This window comes from Deinococcus roseus (assembly GCF_014646895.1).
In the GTDB taxonomy this organism is placed as follows: Bacteria; Deinococcota; Deinococci; order Deinococcales; family Deinococcaceae; genus Deinococcus_C; species Deinococcus_C roseus.
The window spans coordinates 17,444-41,254 of the sequence record NZ_BMOD01000009.1 but is presented as its reverse complement, the minus strand read 5'-3'; the positions used below and the strand labels follow the sequence as shown (position 1 = coordinate 41,254).

The following is a 23,811-nucleotide window of genomic DNA, read 5'->3' as shown; positions in this document are numbered from 1 at the left end:
CCTTCAATGTAACAAATGGGAATGAAAAAATCCGTGGATGAAGGAACGCTTCAGGTTCAGATGTGCGAAGCATCGCATTCAGGTTTTCGTGTCGCTTTTGAAACATGGTTCCAGCGTGATTCCTTTTGCTGGCCTGCACAGGTTCTGAAGCAGGCGTTTCCTGGCTGCCCGAATGCTCCAGAGATTAAAAATAAAAAAAATCTCGTTTGGTGCGTCAAAAAACCTCTCAATTTTATCTGGGTTTTGATCCCAACAGGTGAACCATTTCCCAATCATGGCCCTCCAGATACCTTATACCCAGGCCCGAAGGTCTGGTTGCAAAAACCTTCAGGGAAAGTCTTTTGCTGCTCAGGCAGCACCATGCACATTCATCCCCACAGTTACAGTGTCCAGCTGCACAGCAGGTGGATGCCTGGCCCTCTATTCCAGCCTTTCCAGCGCAAGGAGAACCGACATGACCACCCCCATGACCACCCCCATGACCCCCGATGCCATCGCTTACCTGATTTCCCAGTTTGACGGACAGGTGCTGCTTCCCCACTCAGAAGGTTTTGAAGCCGCCAGTCGCATCTGGAATGCAGCCGAACAACAAACCCCAGCCCTGATTGTGCGCCCCATCACCAGTGAAAGCGTGGCACTTGCCCTGCGTTTTGCTCTGGGACAGGGTCTTGCGGTGGCCGTGCGCAGTGGCAGCCACAGCCCTGCAGGATTTGGCAGCATCCGGGATGGCCTGGTCATCGACACTTCCAGCCTGAGGGCTTTTGAAGTGGATGCAGACACCCGTCGGGTGGTGCTGGGTGCAGGCTGGACCTGGGGAGAAGTGGCAAACCAGCTTCATCCTTACAACCTCGCCATCACTGCAGGAGACACGGGCAGTGTGGGTGTGGCCGGACTGGCCCAGGGTGGAGGCATCGGCTGGATGGCCCGCAAATACGGTCTGAATGTGGACCAGCTTCTCTCCGTGGAAATCGTCACGGCCAGCGGAGAACTGCTGCGCGCCTCTGCCACCGAAAACAGCGAGCTGTTCTGGGGCATCAAAGGGGCAGGCACCAACTTCGGAATCATCACCCGACTGGAATACCAGGCCCACGAGGGCGGCATGATTTACGGCGGTGTGGTCTTCTATTCTGGTCTGGAAGCCGAGCACGTTCTGAGCGAATATGCCCGACTGTCCTTCCTGGCCCCTGCAGAACTGACCTCCCAGACCTTCATTCTGGCTGCTCCTCCTGCGCCTTTCGTGCCTGCTGAAGCTGTGGGCAAACCCGTGGTGGGCATCGTGGCCTGCTACAGCGGAGATGTGGAAATCGGAGAGCAGGTGTTCAAACCCTTCCGTGAACTGGGTACCCCGGTTGCAGACCTCTCAGGCGTGATGCCTTACCCTGCCCTGTTTTCCCTGATGGCAGAAGCAGAACAAAAGGGGCTCTTTCACACCGTTCGTTCTGGATTTCTGAAGGACCTCCCAGAGGATTTCATTCCTGCCCTTGCCCGGACCTGTGTTCAGGAGATGGCCCCCACCCAGCTGGTGCAATTGCGGGTGCTGGGAGGCAAAATGGCCCAGCTGCCTGCCAGCAGCGCAGCTTTCGCCCACCGGGACAAGAAATACCTGCTGATGGTGTCCCACATGGGTCAGAGCCAGGACCAGCTTCCCCAGTTGTGGTTTGAAACCGAACGTGTCTGGAGTGCCCTTGAGCAGTACACCTCTGGCCTGTACCCCAACTTTGCCAGCAGTCGGGACAGCCAAAAGGTGCAAGAAGCCTTCAGCCAGAGCACCCTGGACCGCCTGGCAGCCCTGAAAGCCCATCTGGATCCAGAGAACTTCTTTTCCAGGAACCTGAATGTGGTTCCAGCAGCAAAGGCCAAAGTCGAACGGTAAATCCAGAGCTTCTCCATGAAAAAGCCGCCCGAAATCCGGGCGGCTTTTTTGCAGCATGGGTTTTACTCGTCCAGATCCTCGCCCCCATCGGGCAGGTAGTACAGGTCTTCCATGAAGGCTTTGTAGTGTTCTTCAGGGGTGTGATCGTCCCATTTTTCAAAGAGGCTGTAGGTGTCCTCTCCGCCCGTCACGGTGGCGACTTTGGCAGGAGAATAGGGTCCGGCCAGACCTGCATAAGCCACCCCATCCTGATCGGTGAATCTGTACAGGTAGTAATCCGAGAGGTCATCTCCAGACTGGCGGGTGAACTTCTGCACAAACTCGATGGATTCGGGCTCGTAACCCAGGGCGTCTGGTTTCAGCAACTGGTTCGCCAGATCTGAGGCCCCCAGGTCACGCTGGTTGCGGAATTCGTCCGGGAAGAGGTCCAGGCTCTTGGCGTCCTGCAGGTAATCGAAAAGGGTCCAGCGCATCTCATTGCTGGCGGCAATTTCGTGCAGGTTCTCTTCGGGAACCTCCTGATCGTTGTAGACCATGGAAATGGCAGCCCAGCCCTTCAAATAAGGGTCTTTAAAAGCCAGAGCCTCTTTGAGGACCGTGTTGGCGGTCTTGGTGTTGAAGAAGCCCATCAGGTCCAGCAGGATGCCCCCCAGATAACGGTCATCCAGATAAGGGTCTTCCCACCTCCAGGCGATGCCCGAATTCTGCTGCTGGGTTTGCAGCCTTTTGGACAGCACAGCATAATCGTTCAGGATGGGTTTTTCGTATTTGCGAAGGGTGGCGGCGGGCACCTGGTCGTCGTAGGCATAGGCCAGGATCAGATCGTAAATGTCGTACTGCAGCCTGGGAAATTTGGTGTATTGCAGCAGGGCTGGAAAGAGCAGGTTTGCTGTGTCGGTCTGTTTTTTCAGCTGGCCCACGGGGAGGCCATCCAGCGCAGCGGCATTCTTGCCCACCAGACCCAGGTAGGTCTTGAGCGCTCCGGTGTTCTTGGGATAGCGGGTCAGCACATCCAGGGCATACCAGCGGGCATCTGCATCCAGTTTGGGAAACAGGTTCACGATGGGCTGGATCAATTTGGGGCTGGGATCGGTGCGCAGGAAAGACACCAGTTCAGCATTGATGCTGTATTTTCCGGTGGGTGCATAGCTGCCGCCTGCAGCTGCAATCACCTGCAGGGCTTCTTTCTCGGTGAAGCCTTCATCGCCAACATCGGCAAGTTCATCCAGGGCTTTCTGGCGGATGTCCTGACTCGCGCTTTTCAGGTCTTTGAGCAGGGCATCCACAGTGGCGGCACTGGCAGCACTGGACAGCAGGAGGGTGGAGGTCACAAGCCATTTAAAATGTAAAAATTTCATCACGAGAGTCATGGTAACAAATCCCAGACCCAAAATCTGCGACCATCCAGCATAGGTGAGGATGCCTATTGCTGGATGGCCTGCTTCAGGTCATGCCTGACTCTGGCGGTTTTCGATTCTTCCCGATGGAACCGATCCCTGATGCAGGGGCTTGCCCTGCAGAAAGAGCTCAATCAGGTTCGCCAGCTCTGCAGGCTGATCTTCTGGGACCAGGGTTTTGCTGTCCTGCAACCAGATGAGCTGGCTGTTGGGCAGCGCCCCGGTCAGACGCTCTGCCAGACGGGGAGCAAACATGCGGTCTTTTTTGCCCCAGGCCACCAGCACAGGTTTTTTGAAGTGCGGAAGTTTCTGTGCGGCCTCCAGGGTGTGTTTTTTCTGAATGCCCACAAAGAGTTTGCCCAGGTCCCGCCGAACGCCTTTCTGATCAAACAGGGGTTGCAGGTACTCTTCCATGATCTCCACGGGCCGCACGCTCATGCCTCCGAGCATGAAAGGCAAATTGCGCAGTGCAGGAATGCGCAGGTTCATGGCCATCATGTCCACAAAGAAAGGCACCTTGCAGGCATGCACCAGATACTCAAAAACCTTAGGCGGAAACACCTCAAAGCAATCACAATTGGTGAGCACCACGCGGGAAATCCTGTCTGGAATCCGGTTCATCAGGAACTGGACCAGCGCCCCTCCGGTGTCATTGCCCACCAGGGTCACCACTTTCAGGCCCAGATGGTCCATGAAATCCACAATGATCTGCACCACCCCGTGTGGGCTGAGGTCTGCCTCTGGGTGCATGGGGAGGGCATGTCCTCCGATGGGCAGGGTGGGGGCAATGCAGCGGTACTGGCCCTGCAATTGCGGAATCACCTTGCGCCACAGGCGTGCACTGAGCATGGCCCCGTGCAAAAACAGAATGGCTTCGCCCTGGCCGGTGTCCAGGTACTGCAGGGGTCCCTGTTTCAGGGTGAGGGTTCTGGGTGTGTTCATGCAGTCAGTGTGACGCAGAACGCCTTTCAGGGCCAGAAAAAATTTTTCTTGACGGGTGCTGCCAGTGGGCTGTTTGCTTCAGAGGGGCACGTAACTCATGATCCTGGGGTAATCCAGTTCACCCAGCAGGGTGTAGGTCAGGCGCAAATGCAGGATCTCACCGGTGCCCATGTGGAAATGCAGCAGGTGCAGGGGGCTCAGTTCCAGTGCATGGTGCTCCTCTGCAGCCTGCAACCAGGCATCCTGAAAGCGCGGTAATTTTTGCAAACGGGCCAGACGCTCCTGAAACCACCCTTCCTGGGTGGCAAACTGGTTTTCCCGCTGGAAGGTCAGCACATCCCGCACCATCAGGTCCCACCACCCCTGGGTTCCCCCTTGCATTCTGGGGTAGAGGGGAGAGTGGGGATCAAACGCCAGATGCAGCAAATGGCGCTGCTCCAGAGGCAACTGCTGAAACAGTTCCAGCGGAATGTTCAGTAGGTCCAGCACCGCCTGATTCACCGCATGCAGCGTCCAGTCGCGGGTGATCAGCACCGAAGGCACCTGCAAAGCGTGCAGGGTCTCTTCCCCCACCTGCAGGGCTTCTTGCAAGGGCTGTCCGGTCAGGTACAGATTCAGGGGGGCATAGCCTGCAGAAACCAGCAGGGCATTGCGTTCCGCCAGGGTGCATTCAAAGTAATCCGCCAGATCCAGCACCTGGGAGCGTCTGGGCGGATTTCGCACCACCCCCCGCAACAGGGCCTTGTAAGAGCTGTAACTCAGGTCGCACAACTCATCCCGGCTCCAGGTTTTGAACAGGTGCGTGGGAGAGGTCTGCCTGCGTTGCAGCAGGTCCTCGCAGGTTTCGGCAAAAGCTTTGCACTCCGGGGTGACTTGAGACAGCAGGGTCATCTGTTTTCACTTTACCTGAAATGGATTGCACCTGAAATGGACTGGACCTGAAATGCGATGACCTTCAAAACAGAAAGATCCTCCCTGAAGTTGTCAGGGAGGGAAGGATGCAGAACCGTTTTATTCGGTGGCGGGCTGGTACCAGTTGCGGTCCCAGCGGTGCCCGTAAAGCTTTTGCACCTGTTCTGCGGGGAGGCCCTGACCATCTGCCAGCACCACATTGCGCTCCACATTGGTCACACTGCGCATGCCCACGATCACGGTAGACACAGCCTTGTGGGACAGCACAAAACGCAAAGCGGTTTCGGGAAGCTGCGCTGTGGAGATGCCCAGATCCTGCTCAATCTGCTGCAAACGGCCCTGCAGCTCCGCTTTGCGGTTGCCTCCAAAGTAACGGTGACGCCAGTCCCCTTCAGGGAAGCTGGTTTCAGGGGTGATTTTGCCGGTGAGTCCCCCCTCATCCAGGGCCACCCGCACAATCACACCCACGTTGTGCTCAAGGCAGGCGTCCAGCAGACGGTCCTGGGGGCTCTGGTCGAAAACGTTGTAAATCACCTGCACGCTCTCCACCTGACCAGACTCGATCAGTTTCACGGCATTGTCGGCCTGATGGTCGTTGATGCTCACCCCAAAATGGCGGATTTTGCCTTCTCTCTTGAGGTGCTCAATGGCCTCCAGCCAGTCCCCCTGATCGGTCCAGCTGTCGTCCCAGACGTGGAACTGCTGCACATCAATGTGGGGGAGCCCCAGGTTTTTCAGGCTCTGCTCGGTGCAGGCAATCACGTGCTCTGCAGGGTAAGCATCGCTGGCAGGAATGCCTTTTGGTGCAGGCCAGATCATGTTCCTGGGGGGAATCTTGGTGGCGACCAGCACATGGGGAAACTCCCGCACGATCTGCCCGACCAGTTCCTCACTGTGCCCGTTTCCGTAGCCCAGGGCCGTGTCAATGAAGTTGCCGCCCAGTTCCACATAACGCCGCAGGGCGTTCAGGCTCTCGTCGTCCTGTGCCCCGATCCACATGCTCTGTCCAATGCCCCAGGCCCCGTATCCAATTTCAGTGACCTCCAGGCTGGTTTTTCCCAGAATTCTCTTGTGCATGTTGTGCCTCCTGCACCTTTATACCTGAATCGATTCGAATGGAAGGTGCATATGTGCCAGAACGCTTCATTGCCGAGAGCCGAGAGCCGAGAGCCGAGAGCCGAGAGCGTAGGGTGCAAACGCCATGGCTGAATGTCAAACCTGCGATGCCCAGGCAAAAGGCTAGGCACGCCTCGCCCTACAAAATGCTTCCAAAGCTTCCCCTCCATTCGAGGCGGTTAGGGTTCTGAAGGGTCATCGAGGGGAGGCCATTTTTCATGCACCCACGCTGGAGCATCTGCCATTGCTTCAAATCGAATTCCACCATCCCCATCAAAGGGGTAACGGTGGTCATGCAGGCCTTTGTGAATAGCCACGGGAATCGTCTGAAAAGCCTTGCAGGTTCGCAGTTCCCTCAACCCTGGTTTGGTGCTTCTGTGGATGCAGTGATCGCACATGCCAAAGCCATGGTTCAAGATGTTGATGATATACCCATTGAACCATACGAATATTCCTGCCTGAGCGTACTCCACAACTTCTTCAAGCCAGGAAGTGAAGCTGGGATAAAGCACACCGAGATCTCCCTGGTTGATGCTGCCGTACAGATCTGGAAAATCCGGGTCTATGGACAGGTATAGGGAAAACTGATCATAAGAGTGGAAATAAAGAGATCTGGGGGAAATTTGATGTTGAAATGGTTCCTCTTCCAGAAGATAACGCTTCATTTCCTCAACAGTAAACAGCCCCAGAACGAAATACCAGCTCACCCCATTGTGGATGCGCAGGGAGGTCTTGAAATCTTCAGGCAGAGGTGCCCCCAGAAGTGTTTCAAGTTCTGAAATTTCTGCTTCTGAAGCGGGAGGCATAAAAGCCTGTTCAGAATGAGGGACATTCTCGGCATACCAGGCTTCAAGGGTGTCCCATAAGGCTTTGATGCTCATGGTCACAGTATACGGACAGCGAAGGGCGCAGCACGCTGCGCCCCTACAGTGCTCTCGGCAACTTAAACCAGCACCCCCACCTCTTCTGCCACCACCACATCCCGACCCTTCATGACCAGTTTTCCAGAGGATTTCTGGTCGTTCAGGAGGTTGTGCAGGGCCGTGTTTCCCAGGTCCACTTCCACTTCTGTGGGGTTGTGGTTGAGCAGGAACAGGAAGTCCCTGCCATTTTTGCTGCGTTTTGTGACCTCCACACCTGCAGGGAGGTTGGCCAGCACGGGTTTGATGCCTGTTTCCTGGATCAGGTGACGGACCAGATCTTTCAGGAAGGCCTCTTCTGGACTGGTCGCCACATAATAGGCCGTTCCTTTGCCAGAACGGTGGCGGGTGAGGGCCGGATGACCGGCATAGAAATCGGATGCGTAGGCGGCGAGCACTTCCGCTCCGTTCAGGCGCAGCAGGTCAAAGAGCAGGTTGCATTCGTAACTTTCGGCAAAGCCCGGCTGTCCTTGCATGTTGTTTTGCATCACGATGCGGTTTTTCTGCTGGGGAGGCAACGCGTCAATTTCCTCACTCCACAGCCCGAACACGTCACGCAGGGGGCCGGGGGCACCGCCCCTGAACACCCGGTCATTCACGTCTGCCACACCGGTCAGGAAACTGCTGACCAGGGTTCCCCCGTTTTGCACGAAGCCAGTCACGGCTTCCACATCTTCGGGGTGCAGCAGGTACATCACGGGTGTGACCAGCACTTTGTACTTGGAAAGATCACTCCCCGGTCCCACCAGATCCACCTGAATGCCTGCCGTGTTGAAAGCGCTGTAATAAAGGGCGATTTGCTCCATGTAATGCATGTCCACGCTGGGTCCAGCGGAGTTCTCTGCAGCCCACCAGCTTTCCCAGTCGAACCACAGGGCCACCTGGCTTTCAATGGTGGACCCGATCAGGTCTGGCCCCAGTTTCTGTAGTTCTGCCCCGAGTGCAGACACTTCTTTAAACACGCGGGTGTCGTTGCGTCCGGTGTGGTCGATCACGGCACCGTGGAATTTCTCGCAGGCCCCCACACTCTGGCGCATCTGGAAGAACAGCACCGAATCTGCTCCGTGCGCCACCGCCTGATAACTGCCCAGACGCATCTGTCCGGGGCGTTTCACCCAGTTGTAGGGCTGCCAGTTGGTCTGGCTGGGGGTTTGCTCCATCAGCAGGAAAGATTGCCCATCTTTGAGGCCGCGCATCAGGTCATGGATCAATGAAGTGTGGGAGGGCGGCTGGGTGGGGGAGGGGTAACAATCCCAGCTGATCACGTCCATTTTGCTGGCCCACTGGCGGTAATTGTACTGCCGGTAGGCCCCCATCAGGTTGGTGGTGACAATGGCTTCTGGGATGTGCTTTTTGATGGCATCCCTTTCCAGAGTGTAGCACTCCAGGTGGTTGTCCGAATTGAAGCGCAGGTAATCCAGCACCAGTCCCTGCTGGCACATGCCCCGCTCTGCCCACTGTACCGTGAGCTGGTTGGGCACCACGATCTGGTCCCAGTCGGTGACGGTCTGGCTCCAGAAGGTGGTGTTCCAGGCTGCATTGAGGGCGTCCAGAGAACTGTAACGCTGCTTCAGCCATTCCCGGAAGGCCTTTTCGCAGGTGTCGCAGTAACAGATGCCGGTGTACTCGTTGGAAACGTGCCAGATGGAAATGGCTTCCTCATGCTGGTAGCGTTTTGCCAGTTCTTCTGCCAGCCTGGGGGCAAAACGGCGGTAGGTGGGGCTGGATGGGCAGGAGTTGTGGCGGTCCCCATATTTGCGCTTGCGGCCCTGAAAATCCACCCGCAGGATGTCCGGGTATCTGGTGGCCATCCAGGCCGGGTGGGCAGCAGTGCCTGTTCCCAGACACACCCGCATGTTGTTGGCTTTCAGCAGCTGGATCATCTCATCCAGCAAGGCAAAATCATAGGTGTCATCATCGGGTTGCAGGCGGGTCCAGGCAAAAATGTTGATGCTCAGCAGGTCAATTCCAGCTTCTTTGAACAGCCGGATGTCCTCATCCCAGATTTCCCGTTCCCACTGTTCGGGGTTCCAGTCGCCGCCGTAGGGGATTTTGTGCAGTCCAGGGTCGATCATTCTTTTCTCCTTGTGATGGGTGTGAGAAGGGTGTCAGCAGGCCATTTTTGGAAAGCAGACAGTTTACAGTAGACAGTTCACAGCAAGCAGTGCTTCAAGCGTTGACCTGCAGGACAGCAAAATCCAGCTGTATTTTCTGGCCTGCAGTCCAGGTCAGGTCTTTGAGGGTGTGTCCGTAACGCACGGGCAGGGTGATGGGGCGGCTGGCTTCCAGTTCTGCGGCAACCAGCTGACCTTTTTCCCAACGCAGGTTCACGGTGATGCCGCCTCTGGCTTTTAAACCCTGCACGGAACCAGAAGGCCAGTTTTCAGGCAGGGCAGGCAGCAGGTGCAGCACTTCCCCGTGGCTTTGCAGCAGCATTTCCGCAATGGCAGAAGTGCCCCCGAAATTCCCATCAATCTGGAAAGGGGGGTGGTCGTCCAGCAGGTTGGGGAGGGTGGAATTCTTAAGCAGTTTGTGCAACATGGCGTAAGCCTGATGGCCGTCCTGCAAGCGTGCGAACAGGTTGGCGGCCCAGGCTGCGCTCCATCCGGTGTGTCCGCTGCCGTGCTGCATGCGTTCAGAGAGGGTGATTTTGCTGGCTTCTTTTAAAGGCGCATCAAACAGATCAGCAGGAAAGAGGCCATACAGGTGGGACAGGTGGCGGTGGCCGGGTTCGGCCTCCTCAAATTCCTGCTCCCATTCCAGCACCTGACCCCGTGAACCCGTTCTGAATTCAGGCAATCTGGGCAGGGTTTCCCGGATGTCCTGCTGCAGTTCTTGCTCCAGACCCAGAATTTCGCAGGCCTGCAAGGTGAACCCCAGCACGTCTTTCAGAATGCCCAGGTCCATGGTTGTGGTGCTGCTGACCGCGCATCTGTTGCCCTGAGCGTCCAGAAAGAGGTTCTCCGGGCTGCTTGAAGGGCAGGTGCCCAGCGTGCCGTCTGGCTGTTCGGTCAGCCAGTCCAGCAGGAAACGGCTGGCCCCTGCAATCACAGGCAGGGCTTTCTGTTGCAGGAAGTCCCGGTCCAGTGTGTACAGGTAATGCTCCCACAGGTGGCGGGACAGCCAGGCTCCACCCATCGGCCAGAAGGCCCAGCTTGCGTTGCCGCTGGTGGGGGTGGTCATGCGCCACAGATCGGTGTTGTGGTGGACGGTCCAGCCTCTGGTCCCATAGTGAATGTGTGCCGTGCGTTGCCCGGACTGGGACAGGTCCTCCAGCAGATCAAACAGGGGCGTGTGGCACTCAGAGAGGTTGCACGCCTCCGCCATCCAGTAGTTCATCTGGGTGTTGATGTTGAGGGTGTAATCCGAAAACCAGGGCGGCATCACATGCGGATTCCACAGGCCCTGCAAATTGGCCGCCTGCCCTCCTGCACGGGAACAGGCGATCAGCAGGTAACGCCCGTACTGAAAATACAGGGCTTCCAGCTCAGGGTCTTCTGCGCCGTTTTTGTAGTCCTGCAACCGCAGATCTGTGGGAAGGGGGTCTCTGGATTCTTGCACATGCAAATCCAGCTTTACCCGCCCAAACAGCTCCTGATGGTCTGCAATGTGGCGCTCTTTCAGGCTTGCCCAGGAATGCTGCAGTGCGTCCTGCAAAATGCTTCTGCAACGGGCTTCTGGTTCTGGGTCATCCCATACGGGCATCGTATTCCAGCCCTGAAAGTTTGAAACGGCGGTCAGCAAAACAGTGATGCTTCTGGCGCTTTTGACCAGCAAGCCTCCCGGGGTGGACAGGATGCTCTCCCCATCGGTTTGCACCTCCAGCAGACAGCAGAACTGTAAACCCAGTCCTTCCTCGTACAGCACGGGTTCGGGGTGGTCCTGCATCCAGTTGTCCACCACACGGCTGGGAAGCTGGCCTTTTAACAGCAGCCCTGATTTTTCTGCCTGCAAGGTGTGAGGATGGGGCGTGTCCAGGGCAATCCAAAAATCAGACGGTGCCCCCTCCTCAACCGTCCAGTGGTACGCCAGCACCCGGTCTTTGTGGCTGATGAAAGCCTCCCGGTGCCCTCCACCTTGCTGCACCGTGAACACCGCCGAATCCAGATCCAGGGTTCTCTGGTAAGGCTCTGTTGAGGCCTCTGATTTTCGGGTGATCTTCAGGGTGCCCAGCGGCTGGTAGGCTTCCGGGGTTTTCCCCAGCATGTTCCTTTCGATCAGCTCCTGGGCGGTTGCGAACTGACCTTCGGCCAGCAAACCCCGCACCTTTTTCAGGGAACGCCGGGCTTCGTATTGAACGTCTTCCCGGGGAAACCCCGACCAGAGGGTGCTTTCGTTCAGGTCGATGGTCTCTTCTGACCGCCCTCCATGAACCATCCCTCCCAGGTGCCCGTTGCCCAGAGGGAGGGCTTCATTCCAGGTGGTGGCGGGTTGTGTGTAATGCAAACGGGGTGGCATGGGAACCTCTGTGTAAAGTCCCCCCTCGCAGAGGGGGGACAGTCCTGAGCGTCAGCGAAGGACAGGGGGGCGAAGGACAGGGAGGCTGAACGGGACAGCTTACTTCTTCAGCACGCCCCAGAGTTTCAGGCGGTCCTGCACCAGCTGGGTCTGCAGTTCGCTGTACTTGCCGAGTTGCTTGTCCATCACGTCCAGCATCTCATCGTAGATCTTGTCAAAGTCTTTGGGGTCGGCCAGGATCGCTTTGGGGATATATTTGCGGGTGATGTCCTGCTCTTTGGTCCAGAATTCGCTGAGGGCGCTGTCCTGGGGCACAGGGATGGACCATGCAGCAGCCCAGGGGATGGGTTTGAACTGAGAAGCTTTGGGCAGCAGGTCTCCCCAGAATTTCACCTTGTAGGCCTTCAGGGCAGCATTTTCTGCGTCGGTGTAGTTGGTGAGGATCTGGTCGGGGAAGTTGGTGGTGTAAAAGTTGCCGGTCTTGTCTTTCACGCCGTCGCCGTAACGCAGCGACATGCCGTAACTGCCAATGCCAGTTTCACGCTGGAAAGCTGCGGGGTCTTTCTTGCGCAGTTCTTCGTATTTGGGCAGGAATTCCCGCTTGCCGTTGACCACTTTGTAATGTTTGCCTTCGATGCCCCAGTTGATCAGAACCTGACCTTCATCGCTGGATAAAAAATCCAGGAATTTGATCAGTTTTACAGGATCTTTGGCGTTCTTGCTGATCCCGATGCCGTATCCGCCACGGAATCCGGTGGGGGCGTTGTAGGCCGCTTTCATGCCACTCTTCATCACTGCAGGGAAACGCCCGTACATCTGGTCAAACTTGCCTGCGGCTTTCAGGGAGTTCAGGGCGTCACCGATTTCCCAGTTGGCATCAATCAGACCGACCACGCGGCCCGAGGCGATTTTGGCCAGGTACTGGTCGTACTTCTGGGTGAAGGATTCTTTGTCCAGCAGCCCGATGTCGTTCATGTGGTTGAGCCACCGGAAGTATTCTTTCTCTTCAGGACGGAAGTGGTGGGGCACGGCCTTGAAGGTTTTGGGGTCGATGTACCATTCGCCGTCGTCCCAGCCGCCGGTGGCCCAGAAAGCGGGGTTGGTCACGCTGATCACGAAGCGCCAGTCGTCTGCCAGCAGAGAGAGTCCAATGGTGGGTTTGCCATCACTCGTTTTGGGGTGCTTCTTGACGTAATCGGCAATGACTTTCTCGTAGTCTTTGAGGGTTTTGACTTTGGGGTACTTCTGCTCTTTCAGCGCCCCCAGTTGCAGTTTGAACCAGGCGTCGTTGTCAAAGTAGATCTGCCCGATGGTGTCGTTGTTGGGAATGAAGAAAATGCCCTGGTTTTTGTTGCTGAACTTCATTCGGTTCAGCTGTTTGCCAATCACTTTTTTGATGTTGGGGGCGTACTTGTTGATCAGGTCGGTCAGGTCCAGCATGGCGTCTGCATCGATGAGCACACCTGCAGCGCCTTTGGGGGCAATCAGGTCGGGCACCTGGCCGGAAGCGGCCAGCAGATTGACTTTCTGGTCGGGGTCCCCGATGGCGTATTCGGCTTTCAGGTTGACGCCGGTTTTTTGCAGGATCACCTTGCCCACGTCGTCTTGCATGTTCATCCAGTTGGGGTTGGGGTCTGCAAAGAAGGCGCTGGCGTTGATGCTCTGGGCGAATGCTGCGCTGCTGAGGGCCAAACTGATCAGACCAAGGGTGATGCGAGCGGTGCGTTTCATAATGCGTGTTTCTCCTTTTTCCTCGGGGAGTGAAATTTCGTTTTGGGGGGTGGGTCAGCAATTTGACCGGTCAAGATTGGAGGAAGTGTGGGCTGAGGTCAGCCCTTGACTGCTCCCAGGGTCATGCCAGCGACAAAGTAGCGTTGCAGGAAGGGGTACACCAGCAGGATCGGAATGGTGGTCACCATGGTGATGGCCATCTTGATCGACTCGGGGCTGACCTGCTGCATCTGTTTGGCCATGTCGTTGCCGTTCACCGCGTCCTGTCCGGTCTGGGTGGATTGCAAAATCTTCATGAGTTCAAACTGCAGGGTGGTCAAATCCGGGTTTGATCCGTTGAACAGGTAGGTGTCAAACCAGCTGTTCCACTGCCCCACTGCAATGAACAGTGCCGCCGTCGCCAGCACGGGTTTGCACAGGGGCAAAATCACGCGCCAGAAGATGGTGAAATCGTTCGCTCCGTCCAGCTTGGCACTTTCCTGCAACTCGTAGGGCAGGCCGTCAATGAAGCTGCGGATCATGAAGATGAAGAACACGTTGACCAGTCCGGGCAGGATGTACACCGTGAAGGTGTTCATCAGGTGCAGATCCCGGATCAGGATGAAGAAGGGAATCAGGCCGCCAGAGATGTACATGGTGATCGCCAGGTAGCGGCTCAGGAAGTTCCTGAACATGAAATCTTTCCTGGAGAGCACGTAAGCCACCATCGAGCAGGCCAGCAAACTGGTCACGGTGCCAATCACGGTCCTCAGGATGGAAGTCAGGAAAGCCCGGGGGATGGACCCGAAGTTGAAGATGGTTCTGTAGTTGTCCAGGGTGAACTCTCGGGGGAAGATGGTCACGCCGCCCTTCACAGTGTCCGAGGAACTGTTCAGGCTCACGGCCAGCACGTTCAGGAACGGGTACAGGGTCACGATCACCACCAGCACCATCACCGTCAGGATGACCATGTCAATGATGCGGTCAGACAGGGTGGGCTTCTGGAAATTGTTGCGGTAAGGAGACTGGCTCATATGACACTCTCTCCGGTGCGTTTCTTGAAGAAGCCGTTGGCGGTGAACAGCAGGGCCAGACCGACCACGCTGTTGATGACCCCGATGGCGGTTCCGAAGGAGAAGTTGTTCTGACCGATGCCGTATTTGAGGGCGTACAGATCCAGCACCTGGGAAGCGTCGCTGACCAGGGGGTTGCCCAGCAAGAGCTGTTTCTCAAAACCAATGGCGATCAGGTGCCCGATGCTTAACACCAGCAGGATGATGATCACCTGGCTGATGCCGGGCAGGGTCACATGGCGCATGAGTTGCCAGCGGTTGGCCCCATCCACCTTGGCGGCCTCATACAGGCTTCCGTCAATGGCAGTGATGGCAGAAAGATAAATGATGGTGTTCCAGCCGAGTTCTTTCCAGAGGTCAGAGAGCACCACAATGAACCAGAAGTATTCGCTTTTGGCCATGAACTGGACTTTTTCGTGCCCGAACAGGGCGATGAGCTGGTTCACAGGTCCGTCATCGGTAGAGAGCATTTTGTAGACGATGCCGGAAACCACCACCCAGCTCACAAAGTGCGGGAGGTAGGAAACGGTCTGCACGAAGCGTTTGAACATGCCGTTTCTGAGCTCATTGAGCATCAGGGCAAAGATGATGGGCATGGTGAAGCCGATCAGGAGGCCCAGGACACTCATTCCGAGGGTGTTCTTTAAAGCGAGGTAGAAGTTGGGGTCCTCGAACATCTTCACGAAGTTGGCGAGGCCGACCCATTCCTGCTCGAAGAAACTTCTGGAGGGACGGTACTTCTGGAAAGCCATGGTCCAGCCCCAGATGGGGATGTAACTGAAGATGAAGACCACGATGGCGAAGGGGACGCTCATGAACAGCAGGTACTTCTGGTCGAGGAGCGTTCTGAACAGCCCTCGTTTGGTTCTGGTTTCAGCGGGGATGGTGCGTTCCATCTGCATGTGCCTGCCTCCTTGTGCAGGTGGGGGGTCGTCTGGGAGGGACATGGCTTAAAAAGCCAGCCTGAAAGACGGCCCGGCGTGTTTGCTCTGGCCACAGAAAGTTTGAAAGAACTGTTCAAAGCATACTATCGAAACGGTTCGATTGTCAATGATTTTCTGTACAGCTGTGTGCGTTCTTAAATGCATCTGGGACCTCGTTTTTGGCTGTTTAGTGCTAAACAAGAGTCAGGCCTGCTGCTGTGAAATCCACCAGACACCTGAATTTGGTTTGTGTGGGGGGAAGGCCAAAGGGTTGCCCTCCCAGCCCACAGGAACATCAAAGCGGAACAGCCTCGGCTTGCAGCACTTTCACAGGCTCCTCGCTGCCTGCCAGCCTGAGGGTGTAAGGGCGCACATTGCCAGAGTGCTCTGCACGGTATGCATCCCCTTCACGGGTGACGGTCACGGTGTAATCTGCTTCGCCGGTCAGGGTGGGCACGGTGGCGGTGGCGCTCTGGCCGTCTGCAAGCTGGTAGATGGTCAGCACAGCAGCGTCTCCGTAGTCATAATCTGCGCGGGTTTCCACGCTGCCCGTGACCAGCAGGGAGCCGGGTTTCACCAGCAAAGGCATGCTGAAGAAATCATGTTCTTCGCGGATCCAGCGCCCACCCTGCACGGTCCTGCTGGTCAGAAGATCGGTCCAGATGCCTTCTGGGACGTAATATTCTGCCACATTCTCTGCATTGAACACCGGGGCCACCAGCAGGGAAGAGCCCAGCATGTACTGGCGGTCCAGGGTGTGGGTGGCGGGGTCCTCGGGGAACTCCAGCAGCATGGCCCGCATCATGGGGATTCCGGTCTGGCTGGTGTGCACGGCCTCCTGAAACAGGTGGGGCATCAGGCGGTTTTTCAGGTGAGAGAAGCGCCTCAGCACGTCCACGGCCTCCTGATCGAACAGCCAGGGCACCCGGTAACTCGTGGACCCGTGCAGCCTGCTGTGCGACCCCATCAGGCCAAAGGCAATCCAGCGTTTGTACAGTTCTGCAGGGGGCATCCCTTCAAAGCCGCCGATGTCGTGGCTCCAGTACCCGAACCCGGAAAGGGTCAGGGAGAGGCCTCCCCGCAGGCTTTCGGCCATGCTCTCAAAGGTGGAGTCACAGTCGCCGCCCCAGTGCACCGGGAACTGCTGGCACCCGGCGGTGGCAGAACGGGCAAAGAGTGCAGCCTCTCCCAGTTCATCCTGCAGGGCCTCAAAGACCACTTTGTTGTAGATGTAGGGGTAGAAGTTGTGCATCTTCTGGGGGTCGCTGCCATCGAACCAGGCCACGTCCTCGGTGGGAATGCGCTCTCCGAAATCGGTTTTGAAGCTGTCCACGCCCATGCGGGTCAGGCGTTTCAAATGGGCTGCGAACCACTCTGCGGCCTCCGGGTTGGTGAAATCCACGATGCCCATGCCAGGTTGCCAGAGGTCCCACTGCCACACACTGCCGTCTTTGCGTTTCAGCAGGTAGCCTTTCTGGGCAGCTTCTGCAAACAGGGGAGAGCGCTGGGCGATGTAGGGGTTGATCCACACGCAGACCTTCAGGCCACGTTCGTGCAGGCGGGTCAGCATGGCTTCGGGATCGGGGAACACCTCAGGGTCCCACTCGAAGTCACACCACCTGAAAGCCCGCATCCAGAAGCAGTCAAAGTGAAAGACCGAAAGCGGCAGATCCCGCTCGGCCATGCCGTCCAGGAAGCTGTTGACGGTGTCCTCGTCGTAGCTGGTGGTGAACGAAGTGGTCAGCCACAGGCCAAAACTCCAGGCCGGGGGCAAGGCAGGTTTTCCGGTCAGGCGGGTGTATTTTTCCAGAATCTCTCTGGGGGTGGGGCCATAAATCACGAAGTAGTCCAGGCTCTCACCAGAAACACTGAACTGCACCCGTGAAACCTTCTCGGTGGCGACCTCGAAGGACACCTCCTCGGGCTGGTTCACAAACACACCGTACCCGTGGTTGGTCAGGTAGAAAGGCACGTTTTTGTAGGCCTGATCGCTGCCCGTGCCGCCGTCCCGGTTCCAGATGCTCACGGTCTGGCCGTTTTTCACAAAGGAAGTGAAACGCTCTCCCAGACCATAAACCAGTTCGCCCACACCCAGGGTCAGTTGCTCGTGCACGAAGGCGCCATCTGTTTCGCTTCTGATGTACCCGGTGCCGCGTGAAGGGCTGCGCGTGATGACTTTCCCATCTGCCACAAATTCCAGACCATAATGCTCGCGGTTGATGCGTGCAGTCAGCCTTCCAGCACTCAGGCTGGCGGTCCTGGCATCCAATTGGATGTCTGGCACAATGTCTTCCTCAAAAAGGGGAAAGCTGGGACCGGGATTTTTGACCCCTTCAAAGTGGCTGATGCGCACCCGGATCACATCTTCTAAAGGAGAGGACAGGCGGATGGTCAGCACCGGGCCTTCCAGGGTGTCTCCACGGTGGCGGATGTGGCGGGTGGGGGCGTAGAGTTCGAGCTCGGCAGGCTTTTTGTCGGCCTCGAACACCTCTGCGGGGTAATGGGCTTTGATGCCTGGCTGCAGCAGCCAGTTTCCATCGGTGAACTTCATCGGAACCTCGGGTTTTTGAAAGAAGAGAAGGCGGAGGAGACAGCGAAAGGCATGAACTTTGGGATGGGAACCACCAGACGAACCTCCTCTGGGATTTTTGGCGAATCGATTCGAATGGTGAAACCTCCTTGCCATGCTGGCGGAACATCAGGACTGGACACGATGCCATCGGCGTTCTGTCGGCGGTTTTTTGGTTGATCCCATGTTAATATCGAATCGATTCGATTGTCAAGGCATGCAGCCTTTAACCTTCCCAACCCAGACCCGGTCTAAAAATGTTCTGAAACCGACCCCACCAGTTTGCTTTCCATCGGTGCAGACGTGCTCTTGCGGGCAATCAGGTGGGCAGGCTTGATTACATTGTCTAGCGGTGCTTCCCCGCCAATGATGCGAATCAGCTGGTCCACAGCCAGTTTTGTCATTGCAGAAATCGGCACATCCACACTGGTCAGGGGCGGGATGCAGCCCTCTGCCGCCACCGCTGTGGTGATCCCCACCACCGAGATCTCCTCTGGAACCCGCACATGCCGTTCATGCAGGGCGTGCAGTGTCTCGATGTGGTTGTGGGCAATGATGGCAGTCACGTCCGGGTGGTGGTCCAGCACATCCAGCGTGGCTGTGAAAGCCTCATCCCGGTACATCGGAACAATCTGCTCAACAACCTGCATGTTGAATTCCTTTTTGGCCTGCTCCAGGCTGTCCTGGATGTAAAAGCCGTTGTTGATGTCCTGGCTGGTGCGGTCGGGCAGGCGGTGGTAGGCAATTTTTTTATGCCCCAGTTCGGACAGGTGGCGAAAGGCGGCCTGCATCACCTGCTCAAACTCGAAATCCACAAAAGTGATGCCGGTGTTGTCCCGCACGCGCCCGATCACCACAAAAGGAATGTGGTGTGCTTTCAGGGCTTCCACCCTGGGGTCTTCTGCCGTGGTGTCGATCAAAAGAAAACCATCCACAAAACGGCTTTTTCCCAGCTCCACCAGTTGCTGGGGGGTGCGGTCCACAAAGAAACCCGCCGTGTAATCGTGCATTCCGGCGGCCCCTGCAATGGAGCCGAAAAACTCGGGCAAGCTCCAGTCATTGGCCCTCAGTGCCGGACTGGCCACCCCGATGCTGTGGGTTTTGCCCTGCCGCATGCGCTGGCCCAGACTGCTGGCGGTGTAGTTCATCTCCTCGATGGTTTGCAGCACCTTCTGGCGGGTGGTTTCGCTGATGCTGCGTTTGCCGCTCAGGACATAAGACACCGTGGAAGGGGAGACCCCTGCACGGGCAGCAACATCCTGAATGGTGGCATACTTGCCAGGGGTTTTGCCGGGGGTTTTCCCAGATGTTTTTTCAGGGGTTTTGGACATGGTCAAGTTCCTGCTTTCAGAAGTTGAGATGTTGCAACACACGCATCTTGCCAGGCTTCAGGAAGGCGGGGGCACTGCAAAGTTGAGGGGCTGGAAAACCGGAGGTGCCAGAACAGCAACCGTCTGACAGGGCCTCTGTCCCAAGAGGACCTGCAAAACCGTTCAAGCTGACCAAAAAACCGAACCATGTGACTGAATTTTAGTTTATAGCACATTGGGCAGTCAGATCGTGCAAACGTTTGCCTCAGGGAGCTGGAGCTCAGAAAAGACAGCCAGAATCCACAAGAATCCACCCAGGGTGTTACAATTGTTATCACTTCCCACTGGGCAGATCCCTTCGGCCTGCTTTTCAGGTGCTTCTCCCCGTCTTGCATGATGTTCAACAGACCCCAAAGGTCAGGTGACAGAAGCCATGATTCCTTCCACTCCCGCTCCACAACCCAGGCTGTCTCCCTGGATGCTGGTGCTGCTCTTTGAAGTGATTGCAGCCCTGGGTGCATTGCAATTCATTTACGACAGCTACACCTCCTGGTTGTGGTTTGCAGGCATGCTGCTGCTGGGAGCCCTGTGTGGTGTGGTCTACCTGCCCTCCAAAGGGAAATCCCTGTACTGGACCACCATCACTGCACTGGGGGGCATGGGCCTGATGCTGCTGGTGTTCATGGTGAGCATCACCGGGGTGTTTTCACCGCTGCTGGGGGCCTGGGTGTTGCTGGTGGCTGCAGCGTTCATCTTGCTGGGCAGACGGCAAGGCTGGGCATACGGAGGTCTTGCGCTGGCTGCTGTGCTGGTGGTCCTGACTTTGCAACAAACCGGGGTGCTGCATTTTGAATTCAGGCACCCCCCACCCTCCATCTGGCTCACCGAAATCCTGATCCTGCTGACGGCGGTGCTGCTGCAACGGGCCATGCTCTTGCTGTTCAACCGCAGTGAAGCTGCCGTGAAAGAAGCGGCCCAGCAGAAGGAGAAAACCCACCGGGCCTTCGAGACCTCTGAGGCCCGCAACCGTGCCATTCTGGAAGCCCTGCCAGACATCGTGTTTCGCCTCTCCCCGGACGGCATGATTCTGGACGTCAGCATCGGAGAACAGGCCAACTGGCCCACCCGCCCAGAAGCCCTGCTGCGCAAAAGGGTGCAGGAATTTCTGACCTCCAGAAGCACCGACCAGACCATGCAGGCGATCAGCTGGTCCCTTTCGGGCTATGGCATGCAGACCTTCGAGATGGAATTCCGGCATCCCAGCCAGGGATTGCGCATTTTTGAGTCTCGTGTGGTCTCCCTGAACGAGGACAGCGTGATCATGTTCCTGCGTGACATCACCGTGCGCATGCAGGCCGAAAAAGACCTGCGGGAAAGCTACGAGCGCTTCGAGATCGTCTCAAAGGTCACCAGTGATGTGATGTGGGACTGGGACTTGCAAACCGACAGGCTCTGGTGGAACGAGAATTACTCGGTGGTGTTCGGGCATGGTGCAGCGCCAGACCACATTGACCAGTGGGATGATCACATTCACCCGGATGAACGCGCAGAGGTGGGGCGCAGTCTGAGGTTTGTCATTGCCGGAGGCAGCCCGGTGTGGTCCCACAACTACCGTTTCCTCAAATCAGACGGAAGTTATGCAGACGTATATGACCGTGGGGTGGTTTTGCGGGATGCCCAGGGCAATCCGGCCCGCATGATCGGGGCCATGATGGACATCTCCGAACAGAAACGGGTGGAGCAGGAACGCACCGAGCGCCTGTACCGCATGGAAATCCTCGACACGGTTTCCCGTGAACTGGCCGATGTGGGCCTCAACAACGATGCTGTGTTGCAAGCAATTGTGAAAAACTCCGTGCGCCTGATCGGAGACCTCTGCATGGTGGTTTTGCTCTCAGACCAGCCCGGTCACACCCGTCTTGCGGCAGTGCACCATCCAGATGAAAAAATCCGGGACCAGATCGAGTTCCTGCTGGGAAACCGCTTGCTGAGCGTCAACACGGGACTCAGTGGAGAGGTGTTCCGTTCCGGGGCTGCGGTGGTGCTCAATGGCATTTCAGGCAGGGAAAGCAGGTACCGCTTCAAGAAGGAACTCTCGCCGTTTTTTGATTCGCACGAGGTGTACGCCTCCATCTCGGTTCCCATGCTGGTGCAGAACCGTCCCATCGGGGTGATCACCCTGCTGCGTCTGGAGCAGGACCGCCCTTACAGCACCGAAGACCAGACGCTCTTGCAAAACATGGCAGACCGGGCTGGCCTCACCCTTTCCAATGCCCGCCTGTACGCAGAAAACGCAGACCAGGCCGAGCAACTCCGTGAAGCCAATGCCGTGCTGGAACAGCGCATCCTGGAACGCACCCGTGAACTGGCCGAGGCCAACGAAATGCTCACCCGACTGGCGACCCAGGATGGCCTGACCGGGCTTTCCAACCGCCGGCATTTTGACGAGATGATCGCCCTGGAAATCCGTCGTGCCAAACGCACCAGCCAGTACCTTACCCTGATCCTCTGCGACATCGACCACTTCAAGCTCTACAACGACAATTACGGCCACCCAGAAGGGGACCAGTGCCTCCGGCAGGTGGCCACCACATTAAAAGCCATGTTCCGCCGTGCAGGGGATGTGGTGGCCCGTTATGGCGGCGAGGAATTCGCCATGGTGCTCCCCAACACCGGACCCGAACAGGCCGAATTGCTGGTCCAGCGCATGCAAAACGAACTTTACAACCTGAACCTTCCCCACGCATTTTCCAAAGTGTCAGACCGTGTGACCCTCAGCATCGGGGTGGTCAGTTCCCAGGTGCAGGACCATGATGCCGTGACCCCACAGATGCTGATCAAGGCCTCCGATGAAGCCCTCTATGAAAGCAAACATGCGGGGCGCAATCGGGCCACCTTCAGGGTTCTGCAGGAGGAACTGTCCTGAGCAGGGAAGAAGCTGGTGTGGGCATCACCTGCACCCGATTGCGCCCGGAGTTCTTGGCCTGATACATGGCCTGATCTGCCCGCTGAATGGCCACCTGCAGGACTTCACCGGGATGGAAACTGGAAACCCCAATGGACACCGTGACCCATTGCAGACGGCTGTTTTCAACCACCGGAGCGCAGGCCACCATCTGCCTGAGGTGTTCGGCGGTGGTGCGGGCCATTTCCAGGGAAACCCCTGGCATCACACACAGGAATTCTTCTCCGCCATAACGGGCCAGCATGGCGCTGGAACCCAGCAGCATTTCAATGCGTTCCACCATGGTTTTCAGCACCAGATCACCAAAAGGATGACCATGCAGGTCATTGATCTGCTTGAAGTGATCGAGGTCCAGCATCAGCAGTGCACCCTGGGAGGTCAGGGGATCCAGGTGGTGTTGCAGGTGACGGAACAACCCCCGGCGGTTCAGGCAGCCGGTCAGTTCATCGGTGGAGGCCATCTGCCTGCTGGATTTCAGGGCTTCTTGCAGGCGCTGGCGGGAACGCTGCAATTTTTCATGGCGTTGCAAAAGTTGATCGTGGGCCGTTTGCAGCTCCTGCAAGGCTTTGTGGTGCTGCTTTTGCTCTTCCAGACGTTTCTGGCGGTGTTTGCGAATTTGCTGCTGGATGTAAAGCAGGGCCATTCCCCATCCTGTAAAGCCCAGCGCCACAGACCATTGCCCGGGGTGGTGAGGATGACTCAGAAGCAACTGGACCAGCAGGCAGGCCAGCGGCAACAGATGGAAGGCAGAGCGCTTCAGTGAAGACCCTGGTCGCCGCCACACCTGCAAACTGACCGCAATCATCAGGGTCACGTGCAGCAAAGGCAGGGTGTGGGGCTGTCCCAGCTGGAAAATCAGGATGCTGCCCACGGACCAGCCCACCGTCAGACGGGCATCCAGGGAGAAAAATGGGCGGGGTGAACCCAGACTCGATTCCCCAGGCGATGTTCTGAGGTCTGTGACAAGTTGGAGCACCAGTTGAAGGGCCATGATGCCACTCCAGATCCAGGCCTGCAGAGGATGCTGGTGATGCAACTGCAAAAAGATCAGCAGCACCAGCAACATGGAAAACAGGTTTGCAAGCAGCAGGGGCTGGGCCAGCAAGGTCCCGGCAAGACGCTTCAAACTGAAAAAAGGCATGGAGGGTGTGGTGGTCTGTGTGGAAGATTGGGCATTGCGATGAAAGGGCAGCATTCAGAGGTCAATCAGCAAGCATGCTGGGGTGCTCCGTCTGAGGCACTTCTGCATGCTTTGTGCAGGTGAAAGGGAGACAAAAACCTGTTTTTGCCTCTGGGATGTGTTGAAAGGCCAGCAGTGTCTTGATCTGCATGGCTTCCATTCTATGCAAAAAATTACAATTTGGTAACAAGTTGCCTGGAATTCTGGTTCAGATCAGGGTTTTGTCAGGGCCAGATCTTTGCTTCTGGACACACACTTCAATGTTTTTCTGCACCTGGTCAAACTGTACCGATCCAGCTTGATTTGAACCGAATCAAATAAAGCAGTTCAATCAAAATTTTCTTCTGTCAGATTCTTTTTTTGTGGGACAAAGGTTGGTGGAGGTGCTTTTTGTGCCCTGGTCGCACAGAGATGAATTGGACTGGGGAAACCACCTATCCATCCATCGGGAGAATTCCGATAC

The 23,811-nt window shown here is 56.8% G+C and carries 16 protein-coding genes; 3 read left to right on the top strand and 13 right to left on the bottom strand.

What is annotated here, in order from left to right; genetic code table 11:
• Positions 1 to 21 precede the first annotated feature (21 nt).
• Together IEY52_RS13030 and IEY52_RS13025 are read left to right on the top strand one after the other, a co-directional pair.
• Positions 22 to 519 (top strand): hypothetical protein, encoded by a 498-nt coding sequence (locus tag IEY52_RS13030; protein WP_189003135.1) that lies wholly within the window; start codon positions 22 to 24, stop codon positions 517 to 519.
• Positions 455 to 1,873 (top strand): FAD-binding oxidoreductase, encoded by a 1,419-nt coding sequence (locus IEY52_RS13025; RefSeq protein ID WP_189003134.1) that lies wholly within the window; start codon positions 455 to 457, stop codon positions 1,871 to 1,873. Before IEY52_RS13030 ends, IEY52_RS13025 begins: the two co-directional genes overlap by 65 nt.
• Before the next feature lie 62 nt (positions 1,874 to 1,935).
• Here IEY52_RS13025 and IEY52_RS13020 read toward each other — a convergent pair whose 3' ends face one another.
• The 12 genes from IEY52_RS13020 to IEY52_RS12965 form a co-directional block, all read right to left on the bottom strand.
• On the bottom strand, positions 1,936 to 3,204 hold the full coding sequence (locus tag IEY52_RS13020) for a hypothetical protein (RefSeq protein WP_189003133.1): 1,269 nt from the start codon (positions 3,202 to 3,204) through the stop codon (positions 1,936 to 1,938).
• A 117-nt stretch (positions 3,205 to 3,321) separates the two neighbouring features.
• Positions 3,322 to 4,212 carry an alpha/beta fold hydrolase gene (locus IEY52_RS13015; protein WP_189003132.1) on the bottom strand — a complete coding sequence of 297 codons (891 nt, stop codon included), beginning with the start codon at positions 4,210 to 4,212 and terminating at the stop codon, positions 3,322 to 3,324.
• Positions 4,213 to 4,290: 78 nt separating this feature from the next.
• The gene (locus IEY52_RS13010; protein WP_189003131.1) at positions 4,291 to 5,103 is read right to left on the bottom strand and encodes a hypothetical protein; all 813 of its coding nucleotides are present in this window, start codon (positions 5,101 to 5,103) and stop codon (positions 4,291 to 4,293) included.
• A 120-nt stretch (positions 5,104 to 5,223) separates the two neighbouring features.
• The gene (locus IEY52_RS13005) at positions 5,224 to 6,201 is read right to left on the bottom strand and encodes an aldo/keto reductase (RefSeq protein WP_189003130.1); all 978 of its coding nucleotides are present in this window, start codon (positions 6,199 to 6,201) and stop codon (positions 5,224 to 5,226) included.
• A 218-nt stretch (positions 6,202 to 6,419) separates the two neighbouring features.
• Complete coding sequence (locus IEY52_RS13000; RefSeq protein WP_189003129.1) at positions 6,420 to 7,121, bottom strand: SMI1/KNR4 family protein; 702 nt, start codon at positions 7,119 to 7,121, stop codon at positions 6,420 to 6,422.
• Between the two features lie 62 nt (positions 7,122 to 7,183).
• On the bottom strand, positions 7,184 to 9,235 hold the full coding sequence (locus IEY52_RS12995) for a beta-galactosidase (RefSeq protein ID WP_189003128.1): 2,052 nt from the start codon (positions 9,233 to 9,235) through the stop codon (positions 7,184 to 7,186).
• A gap of 94 nt (positions 9,236 to 9,329) precedes the next feature.
• On the bottom strand, positions 9,330 to 11,618 hold the full coding sequence (locus tag IEY52_RS12990; protein ID WP_189003127.1) for a glycoside hydrolase family 95 protein: 2,289 nt from the start codon (positions 11,616 to 11,618) through the stop codon (positions 9,330 to 9,332).
• 99 nt (positions 11,619 to 11,717) lie between these two features.
• Positions 11,718 to 13,349: an ABC transporter substrate-binding protein gene (locus IEY52_RS12985; RefSeq protein ID WP_189003126.1), complete on the bottom strand. Its 1,632-nt coding sequence runs from the start codon at positions 13,347 to 13,349 to the stop codon at positions 11,718 to 11,720.
• A 98-nt stretch (positions 13,350 to 13,447) separates the two neighbouring features.
• Entirely contained in the window at positions 13,448 to 14,362 is a 915-nt protein-coding gene (locus IEY52_RS12980; RefSeq protein ID WP_189003125.1) for a carbohydrate ABC transporter permease, read from the bottom strand.
• Positions 14,359 to 15,303 (bottom strand): ABC transporter permease, encoded by a 945-nt coding sequence (locus IEY52_RS12975; RefSeq protein WP_189003124.1) that lies wholly within the window; start codon positions 15,301 to 15,303, stop codon positions 14,359 to 14,361. Before IEY52_RS12975 ends, IEY52_RS12980 begins: the two co-directional genes overlap by 4 nt.
• Before the next feature lie 316 nt (positions 15,304 to 15,619).
• Positions 15,620 to 17,875, bottom strand: coding sequence for an alpha-xylosidase (gene yicI / locus IEY52_RS12970; RefSeq protein ID WP_189003123.1), 2,256 nt, complete (start codon positions 17,873 to 17,875; stop codon positions 15,620 to 15,622).
• Between the two features lie 269 nt (positions 17,876 to 18,144).
• On the bottom strand, positions 18,145 to 19,224 hold the full coding sequence (locus IEY52_RS12965; protein WP_189003122.1) for a LacI family DNA-binding transcriptional regulator: 1,080 nt from the start codon (positions 19,222 to 19,224) through the stop codon (positions 18,145 to 18,147).
• Positions 19,225 to 19,636: 412 nt separating this feature from the next.
• On the opposite strand from IEY52_RS12965, the gene IEY52_RS12960 reads away from it, so the two are divergent.
• A complete protein-coding gene (locus IEY52_RS12960; protein ID WP_189003121.1) occupies positions 19,637 to 22,129 on the top strand; it encodes a GGDEF domain-containing protein in 2,493 nt (830 codons plus the stop codon).
• Here IEY52_RS12960 and IEY52_RS12955 read toward each other — a convergent pair.
• A complete protein-coding gene (locus tag IEY52_RS12955; RefSeq protein WP_189003120.1) occupies positions 22,101 to 23,309 on the bottom strand; it encodes a GGDEF domain-containing protein in 1,209 nt (402 codons plus the stop codon). The two genes, IEY52_RS12960 and IEY52_RS12955, sit on opposite strands and share 29 nt — an antisense overlap.
• Positions 23,310 to 23,811 lie beyond the last annotated feature (502 nt).